Raw genomic sequence first — 24549 nt, 5'->3', positions numbered from 1 at the left:
AACCAACACCGCTCAAAGAAACAGCGACCAGCGATGTCATCGGCTCCTAAAGAAAAGTGACACCCCGTGCGAAAACGGCCAACCCCGCACAGCCGCGCCAGCAGCTAGAAGCACCAAAATACCACCCACCCACATAACCCGTAGCCAAAAGCCTCAAAAGCTGCCCCACAAAACCCCCAACACCCCCTCACCGCCCAGTAAAAACCGTCAACACCCCCGTATATCCATAAAGCCGATCCCGAGCAATCTCCCCCCCGGCAAAAAAACCCGCCAACGGCAAATCCCCCAACGCTTCCCGCACGATCTCCAACTCCGCCCCCGGCGCCCCAAAATGCGGCCCGCCCCGCCCGGAGCAACTGATATACAGTGCCCCCAGGGCATGGCCAGCCACGCCACTCTCGATCTCAGCCCGTATCTCGGTAGCCACGCGCACCAGATCCGCCCGCGCCGCGGCGGGATTGCGCGTGCAGAACGCCAGCCGCATCCCGTCCTCCACCACATCCGCCAGCGCCAGCACCCCATGCTGCATGTCCACGCCGAGCACATGCCGCACCAGCGTTTCCACGCCGAACCTGCCAGGCACGCTGGGTGCATCGTCGCCCCCGGTGCTCAGGCCTACCAGCGTGGCGGACAGTACGCTGGACAAGGTTTCCTCCGGCACGTCGTGGCCCAGCCCCAGGTCTTTCAGGACGCAGTCGAGCGCGGGTTCGCCGTCCAGTTCGAACAGCAGGTTATGCGCGGCACGGGTGACGATACGCACCGGCCCGATCGGCTTGCAGCCCTGCGTCACACGCGAGATCAGGCCGATCCCGGCGTCGAACAGCACACCCGACAACCCGCCGGAGAAGACGCCATCGGCGATGTGCAGGGTGCGGTTGCGCGCCGAAGACAGGCCGCCAAACAGGTAGCCGGTGGCGGTGCGCTCGCTCAGTTCGTGCAGCAGGTCCTGGACATCCGGCGTGCTGCCTTCGGCATGCACCAGCGCGGTATGGGGCACGAAGGCGGAAGAGGCGGGGGGCAGCGGCTGCAGCCCGGAGAACAGCCTGAACGCGGTGGGCGGCAACGAGGCCGCCATCAGCACCATGGCGGGCTCGTCGATGTACTCGACGCCGCCCGCGCAGACACCCACGCCGGCCGTGCCCACCCAGGCCACGCCCGGCCAGTGTTCCCGCAGCGCGGCGAGTATGTCCTCGGCCGACGGCGCGTAATAGTCGCTGAGGTAACACCACCCGAGCGTGAGCGCGGCGCCGCCGCCCGGCGCTGCCTGGCGGGCCGCCAGTTGCGCGTCAAGTTGCGTCCGGCACTGGGCCAGCGCCTCCCGCCAGTCGTCATGGGCTGCGTGAGCATGGATGAAAGAAGCATCGGACATGGTCGCTCCGCGGCCAGGCCGGCAAGCTGCCGGGCCTCGCCCTGCAAGATGTGTTCTGGCCTGTTCCGGGCTATACCGGCAAGGCCAGGTCGGCGATCACCGCGGCCAGGAAGCGCGCGGCTTCGCCGCCCGTGACTACCCGGTGATCGAAGGTAAGGCTGAGCGGCAGGATGCGGTGCACCGCAGGCACGCCGCCGGCTGCCACCACCGCGTCGTGGATGCGGCCGGCGCCAAGAATGGCCACCGTTGGCGGCACCACGATGGGCGCCGCGTACTTGCCGGCGAGCATGCCGAAGTTGGACAGCGTGATGGTGTTGCCGCGCATTTCCTCGGGCGCGATCTTGCGCGCGCGCACGTCCGCGCGCATGCGGTCCAGGCCGCGCCGCAGGTCCGCGGCGTCGCGGTTGCCGGTGTCGCGCAGCACCGGCACGAACAGGCCTTCGGGCAGGTCCACCGCAATGCCTACGTCGATCCGCTTCGGTACATGGCGGCGGCCGGTCTGGCTTTCGTACCAGGCATTGAGACCGGGTTCGGCGCGGCATCCGGCGACCAGCGCGCGCACCAGCCGGATCGTGGTGTCGGTGCCGGGCGCCCAGGCGTGGATGTCGGCATCGTCGATCACGGTCGCCGCCGCGACCTCGCTTTGCGCGCGCGCCATGTTCTGCGCCATCGCGCGCCGCACGCCGCGCAAGACTTCCGGCGGCCCCAGATCCGCCAGCGTCGCGGCCACGCGCCGCACGTCGGCGGCGGTGATGACGCCATCCGCGCCGGAAGGGGTGACGATTGCCAGGTCCACGTCGAGTTGCCGCGCCAGGGCGCGCACGGCGGGCACTGCCCGCACCGCGCCGCCGCCGCGGCCCAGGGCGGCGGGCGCTTCCGCGACCACCTGCGTGCCGACCTTGACATCGCCCACCACCGCGCCCGCATCCTCCGGCTCGCCTGCGCCTTCGAAGCCGGCCAGCGGCGCGCCGAGATGCACGATCTCGCCGGCCGCGGCAAACAGCCTGGCAACCTGTCCGGCGTAGGGCGAGGGAATCTCGACGATGGCCTTGGCGGTCTCGACCGAAACCAGCGGCTGGTCGGCCGCCACCGTGTCGCCGGGCTTGACGTGCCACTCGGTGATCTCGGCTTCCTGAAGGCCTTCGCCCAGGTCGGGTAACTTGAAGATTTTCATCAACGCTCCCAGGAACGACTTCAGGCGGCCATGGCCCTGCGCGCCGCGTCGGCAATCCGCGCCACGCTGGGCAGGTACTGGTATTCGAGCCTGGCCATCGGCACTACCGTGTCGTAGCCGGTGACGCGCTGCACCGGCGCGGACAGGGAGTACAGTCCCGCATCGGCCAGGTTCGCCGCGATCTCGGCGCCAAAGCCGGCGCTGCGCGGCGCTTCGTGGACGATGACGCAGCGGCCCGTCCTGCCGACCGACTCCAGGATGGTGCCCATGTCGAGCGGCTTGAGCGTGGCGACGTCGATGACGGCGGCGGAGATGCCTTCGTCCAGCAGCAGGTCGGCGGCGGCCTGCGTCTCCTGCAGCATCGCGCCCCAGCTCACCAGCGTGATGTCGTCGCCGTCGCGCAGCGTGAAGCAGACATCGAGCGGCAGCGCCTCGCCGTTGTCCTGCACCTCCTGGCGGAACAGCCGGTAGAGCCGGGTCGGTTCGAGGAACACCACCGGGTCGGGGTCGCGCATGGCCGCCAGCAGCAGGCCGTAGGCACGCGCCGGCGACGACGGGATCACCACCCGCAGGCCCGGCATATGCGCGAACATCGCCTCGGGACTTTCCGAGTGATGCTCCGGCGCGTGGATGCCGGCCCCGAAAGGCGAACGCAGCACCATCGGGCAGCTCAGCCTGCCGCGCGTGCGGTGGCGCAGGCGGCCGGCGTGGTTGATGATGTGGTCGATGGCGGGGTAGATAAAGCCGGTGAACTGGATTTCCGCCACCGGCGCCAGGCCCATCGCCGCCATGCCGACGGCGGCGCCGGCGATGGCGGACTCGGCCAGCGGCGTGTCGATCACGCGCTGCGCGCCGAAGCGCGCCTGCAGCCCGGCCGTCGCGCGGAACACGCCCCCGTTGACGCCGATGTCCTCGCCCAGGAGCACCACGCGCGGGTCGTGCTCCAGTTCATAGGCCAGCGCATGGTTGACGGCTTCGACAAGATGGATTTCAGCCATGATCGCTCTCGCTTGCCGGCGCGTTCGGTGCGAAGCGCCGCGCCGTGTCCACTTGCGTATCCAGCGCTTCGGGCAGGCTGGCATAGAGGTAGTCGAACATCGCCGCCGTGTCTGGCGGGGGAATCGCCAGATAGGCCTCCACTGCGGCGGCAACCTCGCCAGCGCAAGCCTTGGCTAGCTGCTCTTCGCGCGCCGCGTCCCAGGCGCCCAGCCGCAACAGGTAGTTGCGCAGCCTGGCAACCGGTTCGAGCAGCCAGTGCTGCTTGACCTGATCGCTGTCGCGGTAACGCGAGGCGTCGTCCGCCGTGGTGTGGTCGCCGAGCCGGTAGGTGATCGCCTCGATCAGCGTGGCCCCGCCGCCGGCGCGCGCCCGTTCGAGCGCTTCCAGTGTCATCTGGCGCACCGCGACGACATCGTTGCCATCCACCTGCAGGCCGGGGATGCCGGCCGCGATGGCCTTTTGCGCCAGCGTTTGCGCGGCGGTCTGCTGGCTGCGGGGCATGGAGATGGCCCACTGGTTATTGTTGACCACCAGCACCAGCGGCGCGTGCCAGGCACCGGCCATATTCATGCCTTCGTAGAAATCGCCTTTCGAGGTGCCGCCGTCGCCGAGCAGGCAGACCGCTGCGCGCGGCTCCGCGCGCAGCTTGATGGCATAGGCAATGCCAGCGGCATGGCAGACCTGGTTGGCGATGGGCACGCAGTTGGGGAAGTCATGCGGCGCCGCTGCAAAGAAATTGCCGCGCTCGTCGCCGCCCCAGTACAGCAGGCTCTCGGTCATCGAGACGCCGCGCTGGAACTGCGCGGCATGATCGCGGTAGGACGGCACCAGCACGTCCTCCGGCCGCATCGCGCTGGCCACGCCGACGCCGACCGCCTCCTGGCCCAGCGCGGAGGCAAACGTACCGATCTGGCCGGTGCGCTGCAGTGCAATGGCCTTCAGGTCGAACTGGCGCGTCAGCACCATGGCCCGGTACAGCGGCACCAGTGCCTCGGGATCGAGGGCAAAGGCCGGTAGCGCCTGGGTCGGCTCACCTTGTGGATCGAGAAACTGCGTGTACCCGATTTCGAATGTCGCGATGGTCGCCATGGCATGCCCTTTGTTCTTGTGTTCCAGTGATTGCACTGGGGGCTGTCTTCTTCCGGTGCGCGTTCCGGCCATGGAGCCGCGATGCGCACGCTCGCACGCTACACCTGCAATTCAGTGCTTGGGGCCTTTCATCGCCTCGGCTTCCATGGCTGCGATCCGCTCCTCGCCGGCCTCGATCGGGTCCATATCCTCGTCGACGGAAGCCGCCGCGCGTTCGGACGCCGCTTTGGCGTCTTCGGCCGTGGGATCGAAGTCCTCGTCCTCGTTGCTTGGCGGCCTCAGCATGTCCGCGAGCATGGCGGCCAGCTCAGGTGTATCCCATTCCGCACTACGTTGTTTTTGCTTCTTGATGTAGTGCCTGACTTCCGCATCCTGTTCCGGGGTCAGGGGAAGACCGCGGAAGGTGCGTTGAGGGTCAATGCCGTCCATCATGCCGCTCCGGAGGGTTGTCTCGTTTTCAGTGTAATCCTATTGCGGTGGTTGGGGCGATTGAGGGGAGTGCGGCAATGTGGGGTAACGCCCGGTCGCTTGCGGCCTGATCTGTCTTTCCTCCAAGGTCTGTTCCTGGTGAAAACCCTAGGGAAATCGGGCTTGCTCATGCACGGAAGCGAGGTCTAAACTATTTCATATCGCGAATACAAGTTCGCAATCCGAATAAATGCGAGGGCGCCCGAGGGCGTAGGGCAGGAGCAAGAGGTGCCGCGATGCGGTGCCATTTTCCAAACCTAAATTGCGAATAAAAATTCGCAATCCGAATTTTAGGGGCCGGCAGCGATGCCGGCGTTTATCCACCAGTCATGAGCGAGGGCTTTCCTCTGTCAGTTCAGCGAATTAAAATTCGGAATCCGAACTCAAGCCGGGTTCGCACCTGAACTAACCGTGGAGATTGAAATGGCTACCGAGAACCCTGTCCGTTCCGCATCGAAAGCAAGCAGCGCGGGCGACGCATCCAAGAACACGGTGCAGTCGCTGGCGAAGGGCTTCCGCATTCTCGAAGCGTTCTCGGCCCAGGAGCCCGAACTCACCATGGCGGAAGTGGCGCGGCGCTCCGGGCTGGACAACGCGACCGCCTTCCGCTTCCTCAACACGCTGGTGGACATCGGTTACGTGCAGCGCGTGCCGGACACGCGCTTGTTCAGGCTGTCGCTGAAGGTGCTGGACCTTGGCTTCGACGCCATCGCCCATTCCGACCTGCGCACGCGGGCAAGGCCGATCCTGCGCGCGCTGGTGGGGGAGATCAACGAAGCCGCTTCCATCGGCGTGCTGGATGGCCCGGATGTGTTGTACGCCGAGCGTATCCAGGCGGGCCTGACGCGGCTCGGCGTGGATATCCGCATCGGCAGCCGGGTGCCGGCTTATTCCACCGCCGTCGGCTACGCCATCCTGGCCTGGCTGCCCGAGGACATGCAGGCCCGCGTGCTGGATGCCCAGCCCCGGCAAAAGCTGACCGACCACACGCTGACCGATCTCGGCACCATTCTTGAACGCCTGAAGACCGTGCGCGCCAAGGGTTATGCGCTGTCGGACCAGGAGACCGTATCGGGCCTCTACGTGGTCGCCGCCCCGGTGCTGGATGTCGACGGCGTGCCGGTTGCGGGCCTGAGCGTGGCGGCGCCGGCGATGAACACCTCGCTTGAAGATTTCGAATCGACCACGGCCCCGGCGGTAGTGCATGCCGCCACCGAGCTGGCCCGTGCGTTGCAACCCTCCGGAGGATTCATTCCTCCCACCCTGACCACCACCGTATTGCGCAGATAGCGCAAGCCTTACCAGGAGACGAACGTGTCTGATATCAATTTCCGCGGCATCATTCCCGCCATTGCAGTCCCCTTCAATGCGGACTACAGCATCAACGAACCGGAGCTGCGCCGCTTCTCCAGGTGGCTGGGCGGGCAGGAGGGCGTGACCGCCCTGATGACCAATGGCCATACCGGTGAAGTCTTCTCGCTGACCCCGCGCGAGCGCGCCGAAGTGACCCGCATCACCGCCGACGCCACCAAGGGCATTTGCCCGGTGATCTCGTCGGTGGTCTGCGAAGGCATCAACGATGCCGTGGAGCAGGCTGGCTGGGCCAAGGAAGCCGGGGCCGCCGGACTCGATATCATGCCGCCGCATCACTGGCTGCGCTTTGGCTTCAAGCCGGAACACTGCCTTGATTACTTCAACGCCATCGGCAAGGCCAGCGGGCTGCCCCTGGTGGTGCATATCTACCCCGCCTGGACGCGTGGCTCCTACTCGTCCGAACTGCTCGCCGAACTGGCAAAGCTGCCTTATGTGAAGGCCTTCAAGATGGGCGAGCGCGAGATGAACAAGTACGCGCGCGACATCAAGGAAATCCGCGCCGCCGATCCCACCAAGGTGCTGATGACCTGCCATGACGAATACCTGCTGGCGTCGCTGGTGCAGGGTCTGGACGGCGCGCTGGTCGGCTTTGCCTCGCTGATTCCCGGCCTGATCAACGATCTGCTCAAGGCGGTCAAGGCTGGCGACCTGCATGAAGCGATGCGCGTGCAGGCCCTGATCAATCCGCTCAAGGACGCGGTGTATGGCGCCGGTGAACCCACGGGCGAAGCGCACGGCCGCATGAAGGCCGCCATGGCGCTGGCCGGCATCCTGAGCGATGGCACCGTGCGCCCGCCGACCCATGCCCCGTCGGCCGCGGAACTGGCCGCCATCAAGGCCGCGCTGGAACAGGCCGGCATCACCCAGAAGGCTGCAGCCTGATCCTGCACGGGTCCGGCCTCGCGCCGCGCGAGCAGCGCGCAAGCAGCGCGCGAGGCCGGGCCGCCAGCAACCGCATTCCAAAGGGACTTCGATGAGCCAATCCATGCAAGCCGACGCGCCACCCGCAAGGCATGCCATTGTCACGGGCGCCAGTTCCGGCATCGGCGCCGCCATCGCCCGGCGCTTGCTGTCCGCTGGCTGGCGGGTGACCGGTCTTGACCGCGCGCCGGCGCAGAGCGTCGAGCGCTTCAGCGCGATCGAGGTAGACCTGACGGACGCGGTGAAACTCGCCGCCGCCGTGGCCGCCCTGCCACGTGTCGACGCCATCGTCCATGCCGCCGGTTATATGCGCACGGCGGTTCTCGGAGAACTGAAGGCCGGGGACGGGGAGGGCATGTGGCGCATCCATGTGGAAGCCGCCGCCGTGCTGGCTAACGCGCTGGTGCCGACATTGCCGGATGGCGCGCGCATCGTGTTGATCGGCAGCCGCACGGCGGCGGGCGCGCCGGGACGCAGCCAGTACGCAGCGACCAAGGCCGCGCTGGTGGGCATGGCGCGCTCATGGGCGGCGGAACTGGCGCCGCGCGGCATCACCGTCAACGTGGTGGCGCCGGGCGCCACCGAGACCCCCATGCTGAGCGATCCCGGCCGCAAGGGCACGCCGCCGCGCACGCCGCCCATCGGGCGCTTTATCCAGCCCGGCGAAGTGGCCGGGATGGTGAGCTTCCTGCTTGGCCCGGATGCCGGGGCCATCACTGGCCAGCAGATCGTGATCTGCGGCGGCGGCTCGCTGTAGGGCGCCCGACGTAGATACCGAATTCCGAATTCCGAATTCCGAACATCGAAATACCTGAGCACCAGACACTGGAGACAAGCAATGTCCGTCCGCATCATTGACGTCCGCGAAGTGACGAAACCGATTTCGTCGCCCATCCGCAATGCCTATATCGATTTCTCGAAGATGACGAGCAGTCTCGTCGCCGTGGTGACCGACGCCTTCCGCGACGGCAAGCGCGTGATCGGCTATGGCTTCAACTCCAACGGCCGCTACGGCCAGGGCGGGCTGATCCGCGAGCGATTCGCGCCGCGCATCCTGGCGGCCGATCCGGCTTCGCTGCTGGACGACGCAGGCACCAACCTCGATCCCAATCGCGTGTGGGCAGCCACCATGTCCAACGAGAAGCCCGGCGGCCACGGCGAACGCTCGGTGGCGGTCGGCACCATCGACATGGCGGTGTGGGACGCGGTGGCCAAGATCGCCGGCAAGCCGCTGTTCCAGTTGCTGGCGGAGCGCCACGGCGTCAAGGCCAACCCGCGTGTCTTCGTCTATGCCGCAGGCGGTTATTACTACCCCGGCAAGGACCTGTCCGCGCTGCGCGCCGAGATGCGCTCCTACCTCGAGCGCGGCTACAACGTGGTCAAGATGAAGATCGGCGGCGCCAGCCTGGAAGAAGACAGCGCGCGCATCGAGGCCGTGCTGCAGGAGATCGGCAGCGATGCGCAGCTCGCGGTCGATGCCAATGGCCGCTTCGACCTGGATACCGCCATCGCCTACGCCAAGATGCTGCGCGACTTTCCCCTGTTCTGGTACGAGGAGGCTGGCGACCCGCTGGACTACCACCTGCAGGCCACGCTGGCCGAGTATTACCCCGGCGCCATGGCCACGGGCGAGAACCTGTTCAGCCACCAGGACGCGCGCAACCTGATCCGCTATGGCGCCATGCGCGCCGACCGCGATTACCTGCAGTTCGACTGCGCGCTGTCCTACGGCCTCGTCGAGTATGAACGCACGCTGGAAGTGCTGAAGACCTTCGGCTGGTCGCCCAGCCGCTGCATTCCGCATGGCGGCCACCAGATGTCGCTCAATATCGCAGCCGGCCTGGGTCTGGGCGGCAACGAAAGCTATCCCGACCTGTTCCAGCCCTATGGCGGCTTCCCCGATGGCGTCAAGGTGATCGACGGGCATATCACCATGCCGGAGTTGCCGGGCATTGGTTTCGAGGGCAAGGCGGATCTCTATGCGGAGATGGTGGCGCTGGCGCAGCCTTGAAGACGCGAACAAAGCCGTTTGGAATGACGACGGTTGTTGCTCCCTCTCCCGCAAGCGGGAGCGGGGAGCAAACCTAAACCGTGCGGCCGGATAAAGAACCGCCCCCATCACGCATAAGGGCGGACCTGCAGTCGAGACAGGAGACAAACAATGCTGTTCCACCGATTTTTCCGCTGTGCCGCGGGCGCGCTGCTGCTATGCGCCGCCGCCGCTTCCGCGCAGACCTATCCGAACAAGGCCGTGCGCGTCATCATCCCGTTCCCGCCCGGCGGGCCCACCGACACCGTTGGCCGCATGCTGGCGCAAAAGCTGTCCGAGCAGACCGGGCAGAGCTTTATCGTCGACAACCGGCCCGGCGGCCAGGGCATCATTGGCGCCGATGCGGTGGCCAAGGGGGCCGCCGATGGCTACACGCTGCTGTTCAGCGCCTCCACCTTTACCACCACGCCGATGACGCTGAAATCGTCGCCCTACGACGTGACGAAGGATTTCGTGCCGATCGCGCTGGTCGGCAAGGGCCCGCTGGCGGTGTCGGTCAACAAGAACCTGCCCATCAAGAACATCAAGGAACTGATCGCCTACGCGCAGGCGCACCCGGGCAAGATGTCGTTCGCGATCGGCTCGCAGGCCTCCGCCGGGCATTTGTCGACGGAACTGCTCAAGCGCACGAGCAAGATCGATTACCTGGTGGTGCCGTACAAGGGCTCGGCGCCTGCCTACCAGGACCTGATCGGCGGCGCCATCGACGGCTTTATCGATCCCGTGCTTGGCGCCCTGACGTACCACAAGAGCGGCATGGTGCGGGTGGTCGCGGTGACGTCCAAGGAGAGGCTGCCCTCCATGCCCGATGTGCCAACCGTTGCCGAGACCGTGCCGGGCTACGAGTTCTACTCGTGGTACGGGCTGTGGGGCCCGGCCAAGCTGCCGCCGGACGTGATCAGGCGGATCAACGCCGAGGTCAACAAGGCATTGGCTTCGGACCTGCGCACCAGGCTGGCGGAGCAGGGCTACCTGTTGTCGCCCGGCACGCCGGAGGACTTTGCGCGGTTTGAAAAAGAAGATATGGCCCGTTCCGCCAAGATCGTCGCGGAAGCGAAGATCCGCGCGGAGTAACGCGCCCTGCCTGGCGCCGGCATGCCAGCGCCAGGCGGGATATCACTCGGGCCCGATGCCATTGCGGCTCGATAGCATCGCGATCAGGAAGTCCCGGAACACGCGCACCACTTCCGCATGGGTCCTGCCCTGGAGGGTCTGGACCTCGATACTGCGGTCGCTCATCGCGCGGTCCCGGATGGGGATGGCGCACAGGCCGCGCTCCTCCAGCAGCAGGCGCACGGAGACCTCGCTCGCCAGCGTGATGGCATCGTTCAGCCGCGCGAAGTTCAGCAGGGTCTCGACGTAGTTGCTGGTGAGTACCGGGTCGACCGTCACGCGTTGTCGTATGCAGGCAATGTCGAACACCTGGCGCACGGTGGTATCCGCATCCGGCAGGGCCATCGGGTAGCGCTGCAGCTGGGACAGGGTGACCTGCCTGGACTTCGCCAGGGGATGGTCGGCGCGCATGATGGCAAGGCCGGGCGCCGGCTGGCGATGCTCCACCTTGATGTCCTTCTGCCCGACCCGGCTGTAGTTGAACACCATGCCGATATCGCATTCGCCCTGGCGCACGCGGCGGGTGACTTCGGCCGGCGCATCCACCGACAGCTGGAAGCGGCTGCCGCGGTATTTTGCGCGGAACGCCTCGATGACGCTCGGCAGGAACTGGATGGCGAAGCCCTCCGAGCTGGCGATGCGCACATGCCCTGTGCCGAGGCCTTTCAACGCCAGCACGTCGGCCACGACCCGTTCGGCCTCGAAACTGGATTTGCGGGCATGCGTGGCCAACAACTCGCCCGCGGCGCTGAGTACCATGCCCCGCGGCCTGCGCTCGAACAGGACCACATCCAGCGTCTCTTCCAGGCCGGCAATCTGCCGGCTGACGGCGGATCCGGCGACATTCAGGCGCGACGCCGCCTCGCTGATCGAGCCGCAACGGACCACCTCCAGGAAATAGCGCAGCGCTGTGCTCTGCAAACGGTGAGACTGGGGCACATTACCTCCGGCCGGATGGATCGGGTTGCGCCGCACGCGCGGCAGGCGCAGTTTGCACGGTCTTCGCGGTTTGCCATTTAGGCAAACCACACATCTGAATTCTATGCTTTTCGCAACGTTCGCAACGATCTAGGATTTGAACACTCGCCGCTTGAGGGGTCACCCCGGCGCGCTCCGGGCGCTCCGGGCGCACCGTGCCGGAGAATCCACGCAACGCGAACAAGGAAGCAGAGACATGAGTCGCTCACAAGCCATCGAACTTGCGGCCCGTTACTTCGACGACGGCAGCTTCGAACAGGTGCTCCGGCAACGCGTGGCGATGCGCACGGAAAGTCAGAATCCCGCCAGCGCCGCCATCCTCACGGCCTACCTGACCGATGCCATCGGGCCACAGCTCGATGTCTTGGGATTTACCTGGAAGCTCGTCGACAATCCGGTCGGCGGCGGCGGACCGTTCATGCTGGCGCAACGGCTGGAGCCCGAGGCCGCATTCACCGTGCTGACCTACGGACATGGCGATGTGGTGCGCGGGCAGGATGCGCAATGGCGGCAGGGCCATGGGCCCTGGGAGGTGTCGCGTGACGGCGACCGCTGGTATGGCCGCGGCACGGCCGACAACAAGGGCCAGCACACCATCAACCTGGCCGCGCTGACGCAGGTACTGGCGCTGCGCAAGGGCAAGCTGGGCTACAACGTCAAGATGATCCTCGAGATGGGGGAGGAAACCGGTTCCCCGGGTTTGCGGGAGGTGTGCGCGAAGTACGCCGACGAGCTAGCCGCGGATGTGTTCATCGCATCGGACGGGCCACGCGTGGCCGCCGCGCGGCCGACGCTGTTCCTGGGCTCGCGCGGGTTCTGCAACTTCAGGCTTGGCGTCAACCTGCGCGAAGGCGCGCATCACTCCGGCAACTGGGGCGGGCTGCTGAGCAACGCCGGCACGCGGCTGGCGCATGCGATCGCCAGCGTGGTGGATGCCAGGGGCAGGGTACTGGTCAGCGGGCTCTTGCCCGACGGGCTGCCGGCAAATGTCCGTGCGGCACTCGGCACCATCGAGGTTGGCGGCGGCCCGGCCGATCCCGGGATCGATCCTGGCTGGGGCGAACCTGGCCTGTCGCCCGCCGAGCGCGTCTACGGCTGGAACACGTTCGAGGTACTTGCCTTCAAGACCGGGAATCCCGACGCGCCGGTGGGGGCGATTCCCGGCCACGCGTTCGCGCTGTGCCAGATTCGTTTTGTGGTGGGCAGCGACAGCGCCAACTTCATGCGCCATCTGCGCGAGCACCTGGACGCCCATGGCTTCCAGGATGTGGAGGTCCAGCCAGATGGCGAACCGATGCAGGCAACCCGGCTGGATCCGGACGATGCCTGGGTGCAGTGGGCCCTGGCATCCGTACGGCGCACCACGGGCGAGCCGCCGGCGCTGCTGCCGAATTTCGGCGGGTCCCTGCCCAACGATGTGTTTGCGGACGTGCTGGGCTTGCCAACGCTCTGGTTTCCGCATTCGTATCCGGCCTGCAGCCAGCATGCCCCGGACGAGCACCTGCTGGGCAGCGTGGCCCGGCAGGCGCTGCAGATCATGGCTGGCGTGTTCTGGGACCTCGCCGAAGACGGCGCTGCCATTGCAGGCAGCCGGCCTCGCGGCGTGTGAAGCAAAGGCGCCACGGCGCGCAGTTCGCCGCACCGCGCGGCGTGCGCAGCACCCGCAGCACCCGCAGTACTTCAGATCGGGAACTGCGTCGTCGACAGCACCTGCTTGAGCACCATGAATGAACGTATCTGCCGGACCCCCGGCAGATACAGCAGTTGCTCCGCATGGAGGCGATTGAAGCTCTCGCTGTCCTTGGTCCGCAGCATCATGAAGTAGTCGAATTCGCCCGTCACCACGTGACACTCCATGCATCCGGAGACCTTCTGGGCGGCCTTCTCGAACTCCGAGAAGGATTCCGGCGTGGACCTGTCCAGCACCACGCCGATCATCACCAGCATCCCCGCGTCGAGCGCGGCCGGGTTCAGCAGCGCCACGATCCCGCGAATCAGCCCGAGTTCCTTCAGCCGCTCCACGCGCCGCAGGCACGCTGGCGGGCTCAGGCTGACCTTGGCTGCCAGCGCCACATTAGAGATGGACGCGTCGCGCTGAAGTGCGCGCAGGATGGCTTTATCGGTGCGGTCCAATGCCTCGGAAAGCGGCATGGAATGCTCGGATTTGGTGCGCAATTTTGTTTCGTTCATTGATGATTGTAAAAAATAAAAAGTTCGAAAATTTTATTTCGTATTTTTTATAGTGCATAAACAGAGAGATATTTGCAACCACGTTTCGTGCGTTTTTTTCTAGGATTGAGTCCGTGCAGCATCAACGAAAGGTGGTTCCACATGCCAGTGTTCTTCGCCAGTGTTGATGCCTGGATCCCCGCCCTCAACCCAGGAGTTGTCAGCATGAATCTCAAACGCTTTCCCCGCCACCAACTGACGTTCGGACCCACGCCCATCCAGCCGCTGAAACGACTCAGCGCGCATCTGGGCGGCAAGGTCGACCTCTATGCCAAGCGCGAGGACTGCAACAGCGGCCTGGCGTTCGGCGGCAACAAGACGCGCAAGCTCGAGTACATCATTCCGGACGCGCTCGCCCAAGGGTGTGACACGCTCGTCTCCATCGGTGGCATCCAGTCGAACCAGACTCGCCAGGTTGCTGCCGTGGCGGCGCATCTCGGCCTGAAGTGCGTGCTTGTGCAGGAGGACTGGGTGAACTACTCGGACGCCGTCTATGACCGCGTCGGCAATATCCAGATGTCGCGGATCATGGGCGCCGACGTGCGCCTGGTCAGCGATGGTTTCGATATCGGGATTCGCAAGAGCTGGGAAGATGCCATGGAAAGCGTGCGCCAGGCCGGCGGCAAGCCCTACCCGATTCCGGCGGGGTGCTCCGAGCATCCGCTGGGCGGCCTGGGTTTCGTCGGCTTCGCCGAAGAAGTGCGCGCACAGGAAGCCGAACTCGGTTTCAAGTTCGACTACATCGTGGTCTGCTCGGTCACCGGCAGCACGCAGGCTGGCATGGTGGTCGGCTTCGCGGCCGATGGCCGGGCCAACCGAGTGATCGGTATCGATGCCTCGGCCAAGCCGGAGCAGACCCGTGCGCAGATCCTGCGCATTGCGAAGAACACCGCGCATCTGGTCGACCTCGGCCGCGATATCACCGACGAAGACGTGGTGCTCGACACGCGCTACGGCGGGCCGGAGTATGGCCTGCCGTCCGAGGATACGCTCGAAGCCATCCGGCTGAGCGCCAAGTTCGAGGGCATGATGACCGACCCGGTCTATGAAGGGAAATCGATGCAGGGCATGATCGACCTGGTCCGCCGCGGCGAATTCCCCGAAGGCTCCAAGGTGCTCTACGCCCATCTGGGCGGCGCCCCGGCGCTGAGCGCTTACAGCTTCCTGTTCAGGAACGGCTGATCCTGCCTGTGCGCTGGCCTGCGCGCCTGACTGTCCCCTCGATGCCGGTCGTTCGACGCCGGTATCAAGGGGCGCCTGACCGGCAGCGCGCCTGGTCTCGCGTTCCCCCCGTTTGCCCCCGTTTGCCCCCCGTCGCTCAATCACAGGAGTAGCAAATGAACGTGGTTCTACGAAGCGTTTCGATGGCGGTGAAAGCGCTGTCCCTGCTGGGAATGACCGTGTGCGCCGCCAGCGCACAAGCCCAGGATTATCCCGCCAGGCCTGTTGTGCTGGTGGTGCCGTTCCCGCCGGGCGGGGCGGTTGACATCATCGGGCGCATGGTCGGCAAGAAGCTGGGCGACCGTCTCGGCCAGACCGTGGTCATCGAGAACCGCGCGGGCGCCGGTACCATCGTCGGCGCCGGTTACGTGGCAAAGGCCGCGCCCGACGGCTACACGCTGTTTATCAGTTCAGGATCGACCTTCACCGTCAATCCGGCCATCAACGCCAACCTGCCATACGATCCGGTGAAGAGCTTCGAGCCGGTTGGCCTGGTCGCGCGGGTGCCCTTGATCCTGCTGGCCAACCGCGATGTCCCGGTGGACAACCTCAGGCAGATGATGGCGGCGGTGAAGGCCGCGCCGGGGAAATACGCCTATGGCTCGTTCGGTAACGGCACGACCGGCCATTTCGCGGGGGAGATGATCCTGGGCGCCACCGGCATGAAGCTCCAGCACATACCCTACAAGGGCAGCGCCCCGGCCATTGCCGACCTGATCGGCGGCCAGATTCCCTTCTCGGTCGACACCATTGCGGCATCGCTGCCGCATATCAAGAGCGGCAGGGTCAAGGTGATCGCGGTCGCGGGTGCCCGCCGCGCGACGTTGCTGCCGGATGTGCCCACCGTCGCGGAATCCGGCTTCCCGGGGTTCGATGCGGATTCGTGGGTGGCGATCGCGGCGCCGCGAGGCCTGCCGCCCGACGTCAGGGCGCGGCTGGGGAAAGCGCTGGCGCAGACCATGAACGATCACGAAATCCAGGAAAAACTGGTGGCCAACGGCCTGGAGCCGTCCTATGCCACGCCCGAACAAGTCGGCGCCATGATCGAGAAAGACTTGCCGCGGATGCGGGCCATCGCCCAGAAGGCCAGTATCCAGGCAAATTGAGCCGGGCAACTGCCGGTGGAGGAGTATCAAGATGGCATCTCGTGACCGATTTGGTTCCATCCTGGCGATCGATCAGACCGATCCGGAGGAGCTTCAGGAGTGGTGCGACGCGCTCGACGGCGTGTTGTCGGCCTGGGGGCCGCGGCAGGGCAAGGAGCGCGCCTGCGCCATCCTGGATGCGCTGCTGGCGCATGCCAGGCAGCACCGGCTGCAGTGGCGGCCGGCGCAGGTAACGCCTTACCTGAATACCGTGCCGGTCGACGAGCAACCGGCCTATCCCGGCGACCTCGCGATGGAGCAGCGCCTGTCGGCCATCCTGCGCTGGAACGCGCTCGCCATGGTGGTGCGTGCAAACCAGGCGCATGGCGAACTCGGCGGGCACATCGCGAGCTATGCCTCGGCGGCGGATTTGTTCGAGGTTGGCTACCAGCATTTCTTCCGCGGGCACGAGGCGGCGCAAGGCGGGGATCTCGTCTTCTTCCAGCCCCATTCGGCGCCTGGCGTCTATGCGCGTGCCTTCCTGGAGGGCAGGCTGGACGAAGCGTCGCTTTGCCACTACCGGCAAGAGATCGTGGCCGAAGGGAAGGGGATCCGCGGCCTGAGTTCATACCCGCATCCCTGCCTGATGCCGGATTTCTGGCAGTTTCCGACCGGGTCGATGGGCATCGGCCCGCTGAACGCCATCTACCAGGCGCGTTTCATGCGCTACCTGGAAAACCGGGGCTTGAAAGAGACCAGCGAGCGCCGGGTCTGGGGCTTCTTCGGCGATGGCGAAATGGACGAGCCGGAGTCGATTGCGGCACTGACGCTCGCCGCCCGGGAAAAGCTCGACAACTGTACGTTCGTCATCAACTGCAATCTCCAGCGCCTGGATGGGCCGGTGCGCGGCAACGGGCGCATTGTCGATGAACTCGAGGCCCTCTTCGCGGGGGCGGGGTGGCATGTCGTCAAATGCCTGTGGGGGTCGGAGTGGGATGCGCTGCTGGCACGTGACCACGATCACGCCATCAGCCGCGCCTTCGCGCAGACCGTGGATGGCGAGTTCCAGACGCTCTCGGCCAACGATGGCGCGTTCAATCGCGAGAACTTCTTCAGCAAGACGCCGGCGCTGCGGGCGCTTGTCGAGCATCTCTCCAACGACGAGATCGACGGCCTGCGCCGGGGCGGGCACGACCCGGCGAAGATATACGCGGCATTTGCCGAAGCCGCCAGGCGCAACGGGCGTCCCTGCGTCGTGCTGGCCAAGACCATGAAGGGCTACGGCATGGGCGCCATTGCGCAAGGCCGGATGACCACGCACCAGCAGAAGAAGCTGGGCACGGACGATCTGCTCGCATTCAGGGACCGGTTCCAGTTGCCGCTGTCCGACGAACAGGTGGCGCAGGCTGCGTTCTACCGGCCGGCGCAGAACAGCCCCGAGATCCGCTATCTCCAGGCCAGGCGCGCTGCCCTCGGCGGCTATCTGCCTGCGCGCAATCCAGGCGCCGAGTCGTTGCCAGTGCCCGGGCTGGACAAGACCGCCGCGTTCGCCGTGCACGCCGATGGCAAGGCCATGAGCTCCACCATGGCCCTGGTGCGGTACCTGGGCGCCTTGCTCAAGGATCCCGTGCTGGGCCCGCGCATTGTCCCGATCGTCGCCGACGAGGCGCGGACGTTCGGCATGGCGAATCTGTTCCGCCAGGTCGGCATCTACGCGCCGTTCGGCCAGCTTTACCAGCCGGAAGATTCGGCTTCCATGCTGTCGTACCGGGAGGTCAAGGACGGGCAGATCCTGGAGGAGGGGATCACGGAAGCCGGCGCGCTGTCCTCATGGACAGCGGCGGCCACCAGTTACTCGACCCACGGCGTCGCCATGCTGCCGTTCTACATCTACTACAGCATGTTCGGTTTCCAGCGCGTGGGCGACCTGATCTGGGCCGCCGCCGACCAGCGGGCACGCGGGTTCCTGATCGGGGCCACCTCGGGACGCACCACACTGGGGGGAGAGGGCCTGCAACACCAGGATGGCACGAGCCACCTGGCGGCTTCGACCATTCCCAACTGTCGCGCCTACGATCCCGCCTTCGCCGGTGAACTGGCCGTCATCGTCGACCATGGCATGCGCCGCATGGTCAGCGAACAGGCCGACGAGTTCTACTACGTCACGGTCACCAATGAAAGCGTCGAGAACCCGAGCCTGCCGGACGACGCCCACGAAGGCGTGGTGCGGGGCATGTACCTGCTGCGGCGTGGCGGGGCGTTCGCCCACCGCGTGCAGTTGTTCGGCAGCGGGGCGATCATGGGCGAAGTCCTGAAGGCGGCGCGGCAACTCGAACAGGTGCATGGCATTGCCGCCGATGTCTGGAGCGTGACCAGCTACATCGAGCTGGCGCGCGAAGGGGTGGAGCGCGAACGCCTGTGGCGTCATGGCGACATTCCGGCAATCGACAGCTGGTTCGGGCGGCAACTCGGGGCGAGCAGCGGCCCGATCATTGCGGCCTCGGACTATGTCCGCGCACTTCCGGAACTGGTTCGTGCCTTCATCCCGCCGGGGCGCCGCTATCTGACGCTGGGCACCGATGGCTTCGGGCGAAGCGATTCGCGGGCGGCACTGCGCCGCTATTTCGAGGTCGATGCCGCAGCCATCGTCCAGGCAGCCCTGGCCGCGGTTTCAGAAATCGTCGCGGACGAAATGGCTTGCGAGAAAAGGCACCTGGCTGACGTGATTTCCCTGGCGTCGATATAGCCGGGGGGGATGGCCTGCGAGTCGCCACCACGCCGCGCCACCACGCCGCGCCACGCCACTACCCGTTCCAGGCAGGGCGCTTCCACCTGGAGTTGGATAAAATCCGGGACCGGAACCAAGGACCCAGATGCGCAGCACAACCCCTGACACTACAACTCCCCCGGAAGCGGAGGTGGCCGCCCTGGCACATCGGGCGGAACGGATCGTGACCGATGCCGGCGGCTGCCGGGTCGTCTGGCGCCGCTTTGGCGAGGGACGCCCGGTCATCCTCTTGCATGGCGGACATGGCAGCTGGCTGCACTGGGTGCGCAATATCGAGGCGCTGGCTGCGCAACGCACGGTCTGGGCGCCGGACATGCCCGGCTTTGGCGAGTCGGATGACATCGTCAGCGATCTGTCCGCCATGGCCGGAACGCTCGCGGCGGCGATCCGACAGTTGCCCGGCTGCACGGACGAGATCGACCTCGCCGGCTTCTCGTTCGGCGGGCTGGTCGCCGCGAACGTGGCCGCCGCGCTTGGCACGGTACGCCGGCTCGCCCTGCTGGGCTCGGCCGGGCACGGCGGCATCCGCCGGCAGCAGCGCGCGCTGGTGGACTGGCGCAAGGCGGCGGACGGCGCGGCGCTGGCGCAGGCGATGCGTTACAACCTGGAGGCGTTCATGATCGCGGACCCGGCCAGGGTCGATGCCATGGCCCTGTACGCGCACACCGAGTCATGCCGGCACACACGCTTTCGCAGCAAGAACATCTCGCGCGCGGGCGGCCTGCGCGACGCGCTGGACCGCTTCGGCGGCGAAGTGCTGCTGGCATGGGGCGAGCACGATGTGACGGCCGACCCGGCCGCGGCGGTGGCGGCCATGACGCAGGGCCGCGCGCAGCGGCAGGGCTGCATCATCCCGGATGCGGGGCACTGGGTCCAGTACGAGGCGCACGAGCCAGTCAACGCGCTGCTGGGCGGGTGGCTGGCAAGATAGCGTCCCGCGCCTATGCCGCCAGGGTGGACGTGGATGCGTACGTCTTCTGGTAATGCACCGTGAACGTGCCCAGCGCGGCGAGGGCGGCCTGCGGGTCGTGGCTCGGCTTGACGGCGAACGCATCGAAGCCGCAGCGGGCCATGTAGTGCACCGTATCGATCATCACGTCGCCCACCGCGCGCAGCTCGCCACGCCAGCCGTATTGCGTGCGCAGCAACTGCGCCAGCGAATAGCCGCGCCCGTCGGTATAGACCGGGAAGTCGATCGCCAGGTGCGCGATGCCGGCCGCATCGATGACAGCGGCGCCCGCGTCCAGCAAGTCTTCCGGCTCCGCGTCCGGCGCCAGGTACACGGCCACCGGATGGCGGCGCGCGCGCAAGGCATCGCGGGTGGCCCGCCAGGTGTCGAGCGTGACCAGCCAGCCATCTTCGTCGGGCGGCATGGTCGGGCCGGCCATGCTCTCGTCCGCCACGAAGGCGCGCCAGATGTCGGCTTCGAGCCGGCCGTTGCGGATCACGTTGTTCAGTTTGCCGGACTGCGGCAGGCGTTGGGTGTCAGGCACGGGCCACCTCCGCCTGCTGCCGCCGCGCGACGATCCGCGGGTCCTGGTAGACCGCCTGCTTGAAGGGATCCACGCCGACGCGCTCGACCACGTCGATAAACCGCTCCGCGTCGCTGTCGCGCAGGGACAGGTAGGTGTCGATCAGCAGCGCGACCACGTCGGGGATTTCATCGCGCGCGAAGGATGGGCCGATGATGCGGCCAATGGCCGCGCCCCCGCCCTTGTGCTGGTCAAGCAGGGCATGGCCGGCGGCGCCGTTCTGGCGTCCGCCGACGGTGACCTGGTACCACTCCTCGCCGGCCTTGTCCACGCCGAGGATGCCGATATGGCCGACGTGATGGTGCCCGCAGGAGTTGATGCAGCCGGAGATGTTCAGGTCCAGCTCGCCGATTTCGAACAGGTAGTCCAGGTCGTCGAAGCGGCGCTGGATGGCCTCCGCCAGCGGAATCGACACGGCGTTCGCCAGCGAGCAGAAATCCCCGCCCGGGCAGGCGATGATATTGGTGAGCATGCCGATATTCGCGGTGGCCAGGTGCAAGGCATCCAGCTCCAGCCATAGCGCGTACAGCTGGCTGCGGCGCACGTCGGCCAGGATCAGGTTCTGCTCATGCGAGACACGCAGCTCGCCAAAGCCGTAGCGGTCCGCCATATCCGCCACCGCATCCATCTGGTCCGCGGTGATGTCTCCCGGCGGCGCGCCGGTTGCCTTCAGCGACACGGTCACGGCGGCGTAGCCGGGCACGCGGTGCGCATGCACATTGCTGCGCAGCCAGCGGGCGAAGCGGGGCTGGGCCGCCGTCAGGGCAGGGCCGGGGCCGGGCTCGTCCGCCGCGCCGGGATCGTAGTCCGGCGTGGTGAAGTGACTGGCCACGCCTTTCACGAAGTCCGCGCTGACCGTATCCGGGCCGCCGCGGATGCGTTGCCATTGCTCATCAACCTGCTGCGCGAACACGCCCGGCGTCAGGTCTTTCACCAGGATCTTGATGCGCGCCTTGTACTTGTTGTCGCGCCGCCCGTGCAGGTTGTAGACGCGCAGCGTGGCCTGCAGGTAGGTCAGCAGATCGGACCAGTGCACGAAGGCGTTGATCAGCTTGCCGACCATCGGCGTGCGGCCCATGCCGCCGCCCACCCAGACCCGGAAACCCAGTTCGCCGTCGCGCTCCACCGCCTGCAGGCCGATGTCGTGCACGCCGACCGCGGCCCGGTCCGTGGTGGCGCCGCTCACGGCGATCTTGAACTTGCGTGGCAGGAAGGCGAACTCCGGATGCAGCATGGACCACTGGCGGATGATCTCGCACCACACCAGCGGGTTCACGACCTCGTCCGGCGCCAGGCCGGCGAAATGATCGGTGGTGGTGTTGCGGATGCAATTGCCGCTGGTCTGGATCGCATGCATCTGCACGGTGGCCAGTTCCGCCAGGATGGCGGGCGCGTCTTCCAGGCGCGGCCAGTTGAACTGCATGTTCTGGCGTGTGCTGAAGTGCCCGTAGCCGCGATCCCAGCGGCGCGAGATCTCGGCCAGCTTGCGCAGTTGCCGGGACACCAGCATGCCGTAGGGAATCGCCACGCGCAGCATGGGCGCATGCCGCTGGATATAGAGGCCATTCTGCAGGCGCAGCACGCGGAACTCGTCTTCGGTGAGCTGGCCGCTGAGGAAACGCTCGGTCTGGCCGGCGAACTGCGTAACGCGCTGGTCGACCAGTTGCTGGTCGATCTCATCATATAAATACATGGGGCACTTCCAGGTTTGCCGTGCGGGAAACGGGCAATGTCGCCGCCGCCGGCGAGGGGCTTGTGGGTAGCCATCAGGCTAGCGCCCCGGATGCGGGCCGAACAGGATCAGTTGGTGCGCGTTCGGCACGGAGCAGCGGCGGCGCGGGCTGTCATGTGCTTTCTGGTGCGCTCTGGTGCGCCCTGGTGCGCCCGGCATTGGCGAACGCGCTGGCCATGCGGTCCCCGCGCAATCCCTGGCAACGGCGCCGTGCCTCCGCGATTCTTCCTTTCCCGTCAAGACTGTTTTCCCTTCCCGGCATTTCTTTCCGCCACGCGGAAGGCTAACGTGCGTAACGAGTCCGCGCGCGCCGCGTGCCCGCTTGCAGGTCCTGGCGCGCGGGCAAGACCCGCGGAGCGGGCGCAGATCCAGACCGATCCGGAGGAAGACCAAGCCTATGCCAAAGTCGTTTGTCTATACGGCCCAGCCCATGCGCGTCCTGTTCGGCGCGGGCACCTTGAGCCAGGTTGCGCAGGAGGTGGAGCGCATGGGTGCGCAACGCGCGCTGGTGCTGTGCACGCCGAACCAGACGGAGGAGGCGCAGCGCGTAGCGGAATTGCTGGGGCCGCTCTCGGCCGGTATCTACGCCGGCGCCATCATGCACGTGCCCCTCGAGACCGCGCGCGCGGCGGCCAGTCACGCGCAGGCGTTGGGCGCGGATTGCGCGATCGCCATCGGCGGCGGTTCGACCACGGGGCTGGGCAAGGCGATCGCGCTGACCTCCGGCCTGCCCATCCTGGCGATTCCCACCACCTATGCGGGCTCGGAGATGACGCCGATCTACGGCATCACCGATGCCGGCCTGAAGAAGACCGGCCGCGACCCGCGCGTCCTGCCCCGCACCGTGATCTACGATCCCGAACTTACCGTCGGCCTGCCGGTTGCCATGAGCGTGACCAGCGCGCTGAACGCCATCGCCCATGCGGCGGAAGGCCTGTATGCCGAAGATGCCAACCCGGTGACGTCACTGATGGCCGAGGAGGGAATCCGGGCGCTGGCCAGCGCGATTCCCCGCATCTGCGAGGTCCCGTCCGATCTCGATGCCCGCGCCGATTGCCTCTATGGCGCATGGCTTTGCGGTTCGGTGCTGGGCAGCGTGGGCATGGCGCTGCACCACAAGCTGTGCCATACGCTGGGCGGCAGCTTCAATCTGCCGCATGCCGAAACCCATACGGTCGTGCTGCCGCACGCCATGGCCTATAACGCCGGTGCCGCCCCGGAAGCGATGGCGAGGATCCGGCGAGCCCTTGGCAGCGAGCACATTTCAGCGGCGCGCGGGCTCCATGACCTGGCTGCCCGCCACGGCGCGGTCACCGCGCTGCGCGATATCGGCATGAAGCGAGAGGACCTGGACCGTGCCGCCGAAATCGCGCTGGCCAACCCCTACTGGAATCCGCGCCCCATCGAAAGCGCGCCGATTCGCGAATTGCTGCAGGCTGCCTTTGAAGGCACGCGCCCGGACTGAGACGCAACCGGCGCGCAACCGGCGCGCAACCGCCGCGCAATCACGCCAGGCACACAACGAACTGGAGACAAACCATGCATATCGGCTTCATCGGAACCGGCAAGATGGGCTTGCCCATGGGACGCCACCTGGCCGCGGCCGGCCACTCGGTCGAAGGCTTCGACCAGTCCCCCGCGGTACTGGAAGCTGCCCGTCAGGCAGGGCTCGGGGCGGCAGGCTCGCTGGCGGAGGCAATCGCCGGCAAGGATGTCGTATTCAGCTCCCTGCCGCACGACGCGGCCTTCGAGGCGGTCGGTGCCCGGCTGGCTGAACTGGCCGCGCCGGGCACGCTGTATATCGATACCAGCACGGTGTCGCCGCAAGCGTCCGCCCGCGTCGCCGCCGTGCTGGCGCAGCGGAACATCCCGTACCTGCGCGTGACGGTATCGGGCAACAACAAGATGGCGGAGGCCGCGCAACTGACGGCGCTGGTCTCCGGTCCGGCGGCGGCGTACGAGATAGCGCGCCCGTTGCTGGCGGCCCTGGGGCCGACGCAGTTCTACCTCGGCGAAGCCGAGGAAGCCCGCCTGATGAAGCTGGTGGTGAACCTGATGATCGGCCTGACCTCCGGCATGCTTGCCGAAGCGCTGGCGCTGGGCGCCAAGGGCGGTCTCAAATGGCAGGACATGTGGTCCGTGATCACCGCCAGCGCGGTGGCCGCGCCGATCGTCAAGGCCAAATCGGCGCAACTGGTGGAAAACGACTACACGCCGACGTTCACCGTGGACCAGATGCTCAAGGACGTCGGGCTGATCCTGGACGCCGGCGCCAGCTTGCGCGTGCCGTTGTCGCTCACGGCGCTGCTCGGCCAGATGCTGCAGGGCGCGGCGGCGCAGGGCATGGCCGCGGACGACTACGCGGCGGTGATCAAGTCGGCGCGGCTCGCCGCCGGCCTGCCGGCGGTGAGCGCCTAGCGCCTAGCG

At 66.7% G+C, this 24549-nt stretch carries 21 protein-coding genes; 12 read left to right on the top strand and 9 right to left on the bottom strand.

The genetic code is table 11. The annotated features are described in order from the left end of the window. Positions 1-187: 187 nt before the first annotated feature. The 5 genes from CF70_RS23720 to CF70_RS23700 form a co-directional block, all read right to left on the bottom strand. Positions 188-1369, bottom strand: coding sequence for an FIST signal transduction protein (locus tag CF70_RS23720; RefSeq protein WP_035870493.1), 1182 nt, complete (start codon positions 1367-1369; stop codon positions 188-190). 70 nt (positions 1370-1439) lie between these two features. Beyond that, on the bottom strand, positions 1440-2543 hold the full coding sequence (locus CF70_RS23715) for a dihydrolipoamide acetyltransferase family protein (RefSeq protein WP_035870491.1): 1104 nt from the start codon (positions 2541-2543) through the stop codon (positions 1440-1442). Between the two features lie 20 nt (positions 2544-2563). Then, positions 2564-3541, bottom strand: coding sequence for an alpha-ketoacid dehydrogenase subunit beta (locus tag CF70_RS23710; protein ID WP_035870489.1), 978 nt, complete (start codon positions 3539-3541; stop codon positions 2564-2566). Further along, on the bottom strand, positions 3534-4631 hold the full coding sequence (gene pdhA / locus CF70_RS23705) for a pyruvate dehydrogenase (acetyl-transferring) E1 component subunit alpha (RefSeq protein WP_035870487.1): 1098 nt from the start codon (positions 4629-4631) through the stop codon (positions 3534-3536). The genes CF70_RS23710 and pdhA overlap by 8 nt, the downstream gene beginning before the upstream one ends. Before the next feature lie 111 nt (positions 4632-4742). Further along, entirely contained in the window at positions 4743-5060 is a 318-nt protein-coding gene (locus CF70_RS23700) for a hypothetical protein (RefSeq protein WP_035870513.1), read from the bottom strand. A 462-nt stretch (positions 5061-5522) separates the two neighbouring features. On the opposite strand from CF70_RS23700, the gene CF70_RS23695 reads away from it, so the two are divergent. From CF70_RS23695 to CF70_RS23675, 5 genes are all read left to right on the top strand, one after another. After that, the gene (locus CF70_RS23695) at positions 5523-6389 is read left to right on the top strand and encodes an IclR family transcriptional regulator (protein ID WP_051648864.1); all 867 of its coding nucleotides are present in this window, start codon (positions 5523-5525) and stop codon (positions 6387-6389) included. A 24-nt stretch (positions 6390-6413) separates the two neighbouring features. Then, positions 6414-7355: a dihydrodipicolinate synthase family protein gene (locus tag CF70_RS23690; protein WP_035870485.1), complete on the top strand. Its 942-nt coding sequence runs from the start codon at positions 6414-6416 to the stop codon at positions 7353-7355. Positions 7356-7446: 91 nt separating this feature from the next. Beyond that, positions 7447-8151 (top strand): SDR family NAD(P)-dependent oxidoreductase, encoded by a 705-nt coding sequence (locus CF70_RS23685; protein ID WP_051648863.1) that lies wholly within the window; start codon positions 7447-7449, stop codon positions 8149-8151. An 81-nt stretch (positions 8152-8232) separates the two neighbouring features. Further along, positions 8233-9405 carry a mandelate racemase/muconate lactonizing enzyme family protein gene (locus CF70_RS23680; RefSeq protein WP_035870482.1) on the top strand — a complete coding sequence of 391 codons (1173 nt, stop codon included), beginning with the start codon at positions 8233-8235 and terminating at the stop codon, positions 9403-9405. A 150-nt stretch (positions 9406-9555) separates the two neighbouring features. Beyond that, positions 9556-10518: a Bug family tripartite tricarboxylate transporter substrate binding protein gene (locus CF70_RS23675; protein WP_035870480.1), complete on the top strand. Its 963-nt coding sequence runs from the start codon at positions 9556-9558 to the stop codon at positions 10516-10518. Between the two features lie 42 nt (positions 10519-10560). On the opposite strand, the gene CF70_RS23670 is transcribed toward CF70_RS23675, so the two are convergent. Beyond that, on the bottom strand, positions 10561-11496 hold the full coding sequence (locus CF70_RS23670) for a LysR family transcriptional regulator (RefSeq protein ID WP_035870509.1): 936 nt from the start codon (positions 11494-11496) through the stop codon (positions 10561-10563). A 235-nt stretch (positions 11497-11731) separates the two neighbouring features. On the opposite strand from CF70_RS23670, the gene CF70_RS23665 reads away from it, so the two are divergent. After that, a complete protein-coding gene (locus CF70_RS23665) occupies positions 11732-13144 on the top strand; it encodes a M20 family metallopeptidase (RefSeq protein WP_035870478.1) in 1413 nt (470 codons plus the stop codon). Between the two features lie 71 nt (positions 13145-13215). Here the strand turns inward: CF70_RS23665 and CF70_RS23660 are convergent, their stop codons facing one another. Further along, positions 13216-13725 carry an Lrp/AsnC family transcriptional regulator gene (locus CF70_RS23660; RefSeq protein ID WP_035870476.1) on the bottom strand — a complete coding sequence of 170 codons (510 nt, stop codon included), beginning with the start codon at positions 13723-13725 and terminating at the stop codon, positions 13216-13218. A 204-nt stretch (positions 13726-13929) separates the two neighbouring features. Between CF70_RS23660 and CF70_RS23655 the strand changes: the two genes are divergently transcribed. The 4 genes from CF70_RS23655 to CF70_RS23640 all read left to right on the top strand — a co-directional run bounded on the left by CF70_RS23655 (position 13930) and on the right by CF70_RS23640 (position 19789). Continuing rightward, entirely contained in the window at positions 13930-14946 is a 1017-nt protein-coding gene (locus CF70_RS23655; RefSeq protein WP_035870474.1) for a 1-aminocyclopropane-1-carboxylate deaminase, read from the top strand. 182 nt (positions 14947-15128) lie between these two features. Continuing rightward, positions 15129-16091 (top strand): Bug family tripartite tricarboxylate transporter substrate binding protein, encoded by a 963-nt coding sequence (locus CF70_RS23650; RefSeq protein WP_152561894.1) that lies wholly within the window; start codon positions 15129-15131, stop codon positions 16089-16091. Between the two features lie 31 nt (positions 16092-16122). Then, positions 16123-18816 (top strand): alpha-ketoglutarate dehydrogenase, encoded by a 2694-nt coding sequence (gene mdeB, locus CF70_RS23645; protein ID WP_051648861.1) that lies wholly within the window; start codon positions 16123-16125, stop codon positions 18814-18816. Between the two features lie 127 nt (positions 18817-18943). Then, positions 18944-19789 (top strand): alpha/beta fold hydrolase, encoded by an 846-nt coding sequence (locus CF70_RS23640; protein WP_063830494.1) that lies wholly within the window; start codon positions 18944-18946, stop codon positions 19787-19789. Positions 19790-19799: 10 nt separating this feature from the next. Here CF70_RS23640 and CF70_RS23635 read toward each other — a convergent pair whose 3' ends face one another. Both CF70_RS23635 and CF70_RS23630 read right to left on the bottom strand, forming a co-directional pair. After that, a complete protein-coding gene (locus tag CF70_RS23635; RefSeq protein WP_035870504.1) occupies positions 19800-20333 on the bottom strand; it encodes a DUF934 domain-containing protein in 534 nt (177 codons plus the stop codon). Between the two features lie 10 nt (positions 20334-20343). Further along, positions 20344-22083, bottom strand: a complete 1740-nt coding sequence (locus CF70_RS23630) for a nitrite/sulfite reductase (RefSeq protein ID WP_035870470.1) — start codon at positions 22081-22083, stop codon at positions 20344-20346. Between the two features lie 436 nt (positions 22084-22519). Between CF70_RS23630 and CF70_RS23625 the strand changes: the two genes are divergently transcribed. After that, positions 22520-23587 carry a maleylacetate reductase gene (locus tag CF70_RS23625; protein ID WP_035870466.1) on the top strand — a complete coding sequence of 356 codons (1068 nt, stop codon included), beginning with the start codon at positions 22520-22522 and terminating at the stop codon, positions 23585-23587. Next, a complete protein-coding gene (locus tag CF70_RS23620; RefSeq protein ID WP_304413178.1) occupies positions 23584-24540 on the top strand; it encodes an NAD(P)-dependent oxidoreductase in 957 nt (318 codons plus the stop codon). The genes CF70_RS23625 and CF70_RS23620 overlap by 4 nt, the downstream gene beginning before the upstream one ends. Positions 24541-24549: the final 9 nt, after the last annotated feature.

It is taken from the genome of Cupriavidus sp. SK-3 (genome assembly GCF_000611145.1).
Taxonomy (GTDB): domain Bacteria; phylum Pseudomonadota; class Gammaproteobacteria; order Burkholderiales; family Burkholderiaceae; genus Cupriavidus.
Note: the sequence above shows the minus strand (reverse complement) of the source record. Positions and strands in the feature narration are given on the sequence as shown.

Excerpts from the sequence above, each read along its gene's own strand:
- CF70_RS23660 (WP_035870476.1), bottom strand. The coding sequence starts at position 13,725 with ATGAACGAAACAAAATTGCGCACCAAATCCGAGCATTCCATGCCGCTT.
- CF70_RS23625 (WP_035870466.1), top strand. The coding sequence starts at position 22,520 with ATGCCAAAGTCGTTTGTCTATACGGCCCAGCCCATGCGCGTCCTGTTC.
- CF70_RS23685 (WP_051648863.1), top strand. The coding sequence starts at position 7,447 with ATGAGCCAATCCATGCAAGCCGACGCGCCACCCGCAAGGCATGCCATT.
- CF70_RS23665 (WP_035870478.1), top strand. The coding sequence starts at position 11,732 with ATGAGTCGCTCACAAGCCATCGAACTTGCGGCCCGTTACTTCGACGAC.
- CF70_RS23720 (WP_035870493.1), bottom strand. The coding sequence starts at position 1,369 with ATGTCCGATGCTTCTTTCATCCATGCTCACGCAGCCCATGACGACTGG.
- CF70_RS23630 (WP_035870470.1), bottom strand. The coding sequence starts at position 22,083 with ATGTATTTATATGATGAGATCGACCAGCAACTGGTCGACCAGCGCGTT.
- CF70_RS23650 (WP_152561894.1), top strand. The coding sequence starts at position 15,129 with ATGGCGGTGAAAGCGCTGTCCCTGCTGGGAATGACCGTGTGCGCCGCC.
- CF70_RS23710 (WP_035870489.1), bottom strand. The coding sequence starts at position 3,541 with ATGGCTGAAATCCATCTTGTCGAAGCCGTCAACCATGCGCTGGCCTAT.
- CF70_RS23640 (WP_063830494.1), top strand. The coding sequence starts at position 18,944 with ATGCGCAGCACAACCCCTGACACTACAACTCCCCCGGAAGCGGAGGTG.
- mdeB (WP_051648861.1), top strand. The coding sequence starts at position 16,123 with ATGGCATCTCGTGACCGATTTGGTTCCATCCTGGCGATCGATCAGACC.
- CF70_RS23675 (WP_035870480.1), top strand. The coding sequence starts at position 9,556 with ATGCTGTTCCACCGATTTTTCCGCTGTGCCGCGGGCGCGCTGCTGCTA.
- CF70_RS23715 (WP_035870491.1), bottom strand. The coding sequence starts at position 2,543 with ATGAAAATCTTCAAGTTACCCGACCTGGGCGAAGGCCTTCAGGAAGCC.
- CF70_RS23695 (WP_051648864.1), top strand. The coding sequence starts at position 5,523 with ATGGCTACCGAGAACCCTGTCCGTTCCGCATCGAAAGCAAGCAGCGCG.
- CF70_RS23680 (WP_035870482.1), top strand. The coding sequence starts at position 8,233 with ATGTCCGTCCGCATCATTGACGTCCGCGAAGTGACGAAACCGATTTCG.
- pdhA (WP_035870487.1), bottom strand. The coding sequence starts at position 4,631 with ATGGCGACCATCGCGACATTCGAAATCGGGTACACGCAGTTTCTCGAT.
- CF70_RS23700 (WP_035870513.1), bottom strand. The coding sequence starts at position 5,060 with ATGGACGGCATTGACCCTCAACGCACCTTCCGCGGTCTTCCCCTGACC.
- CF70_RS23655 (WP_035870474.1), top strand. The coding sequence starts at position 13,930 with ATGAATCTCAAACGCTTTCCCCGCCACCAACTGACGTTCGGACCCACG.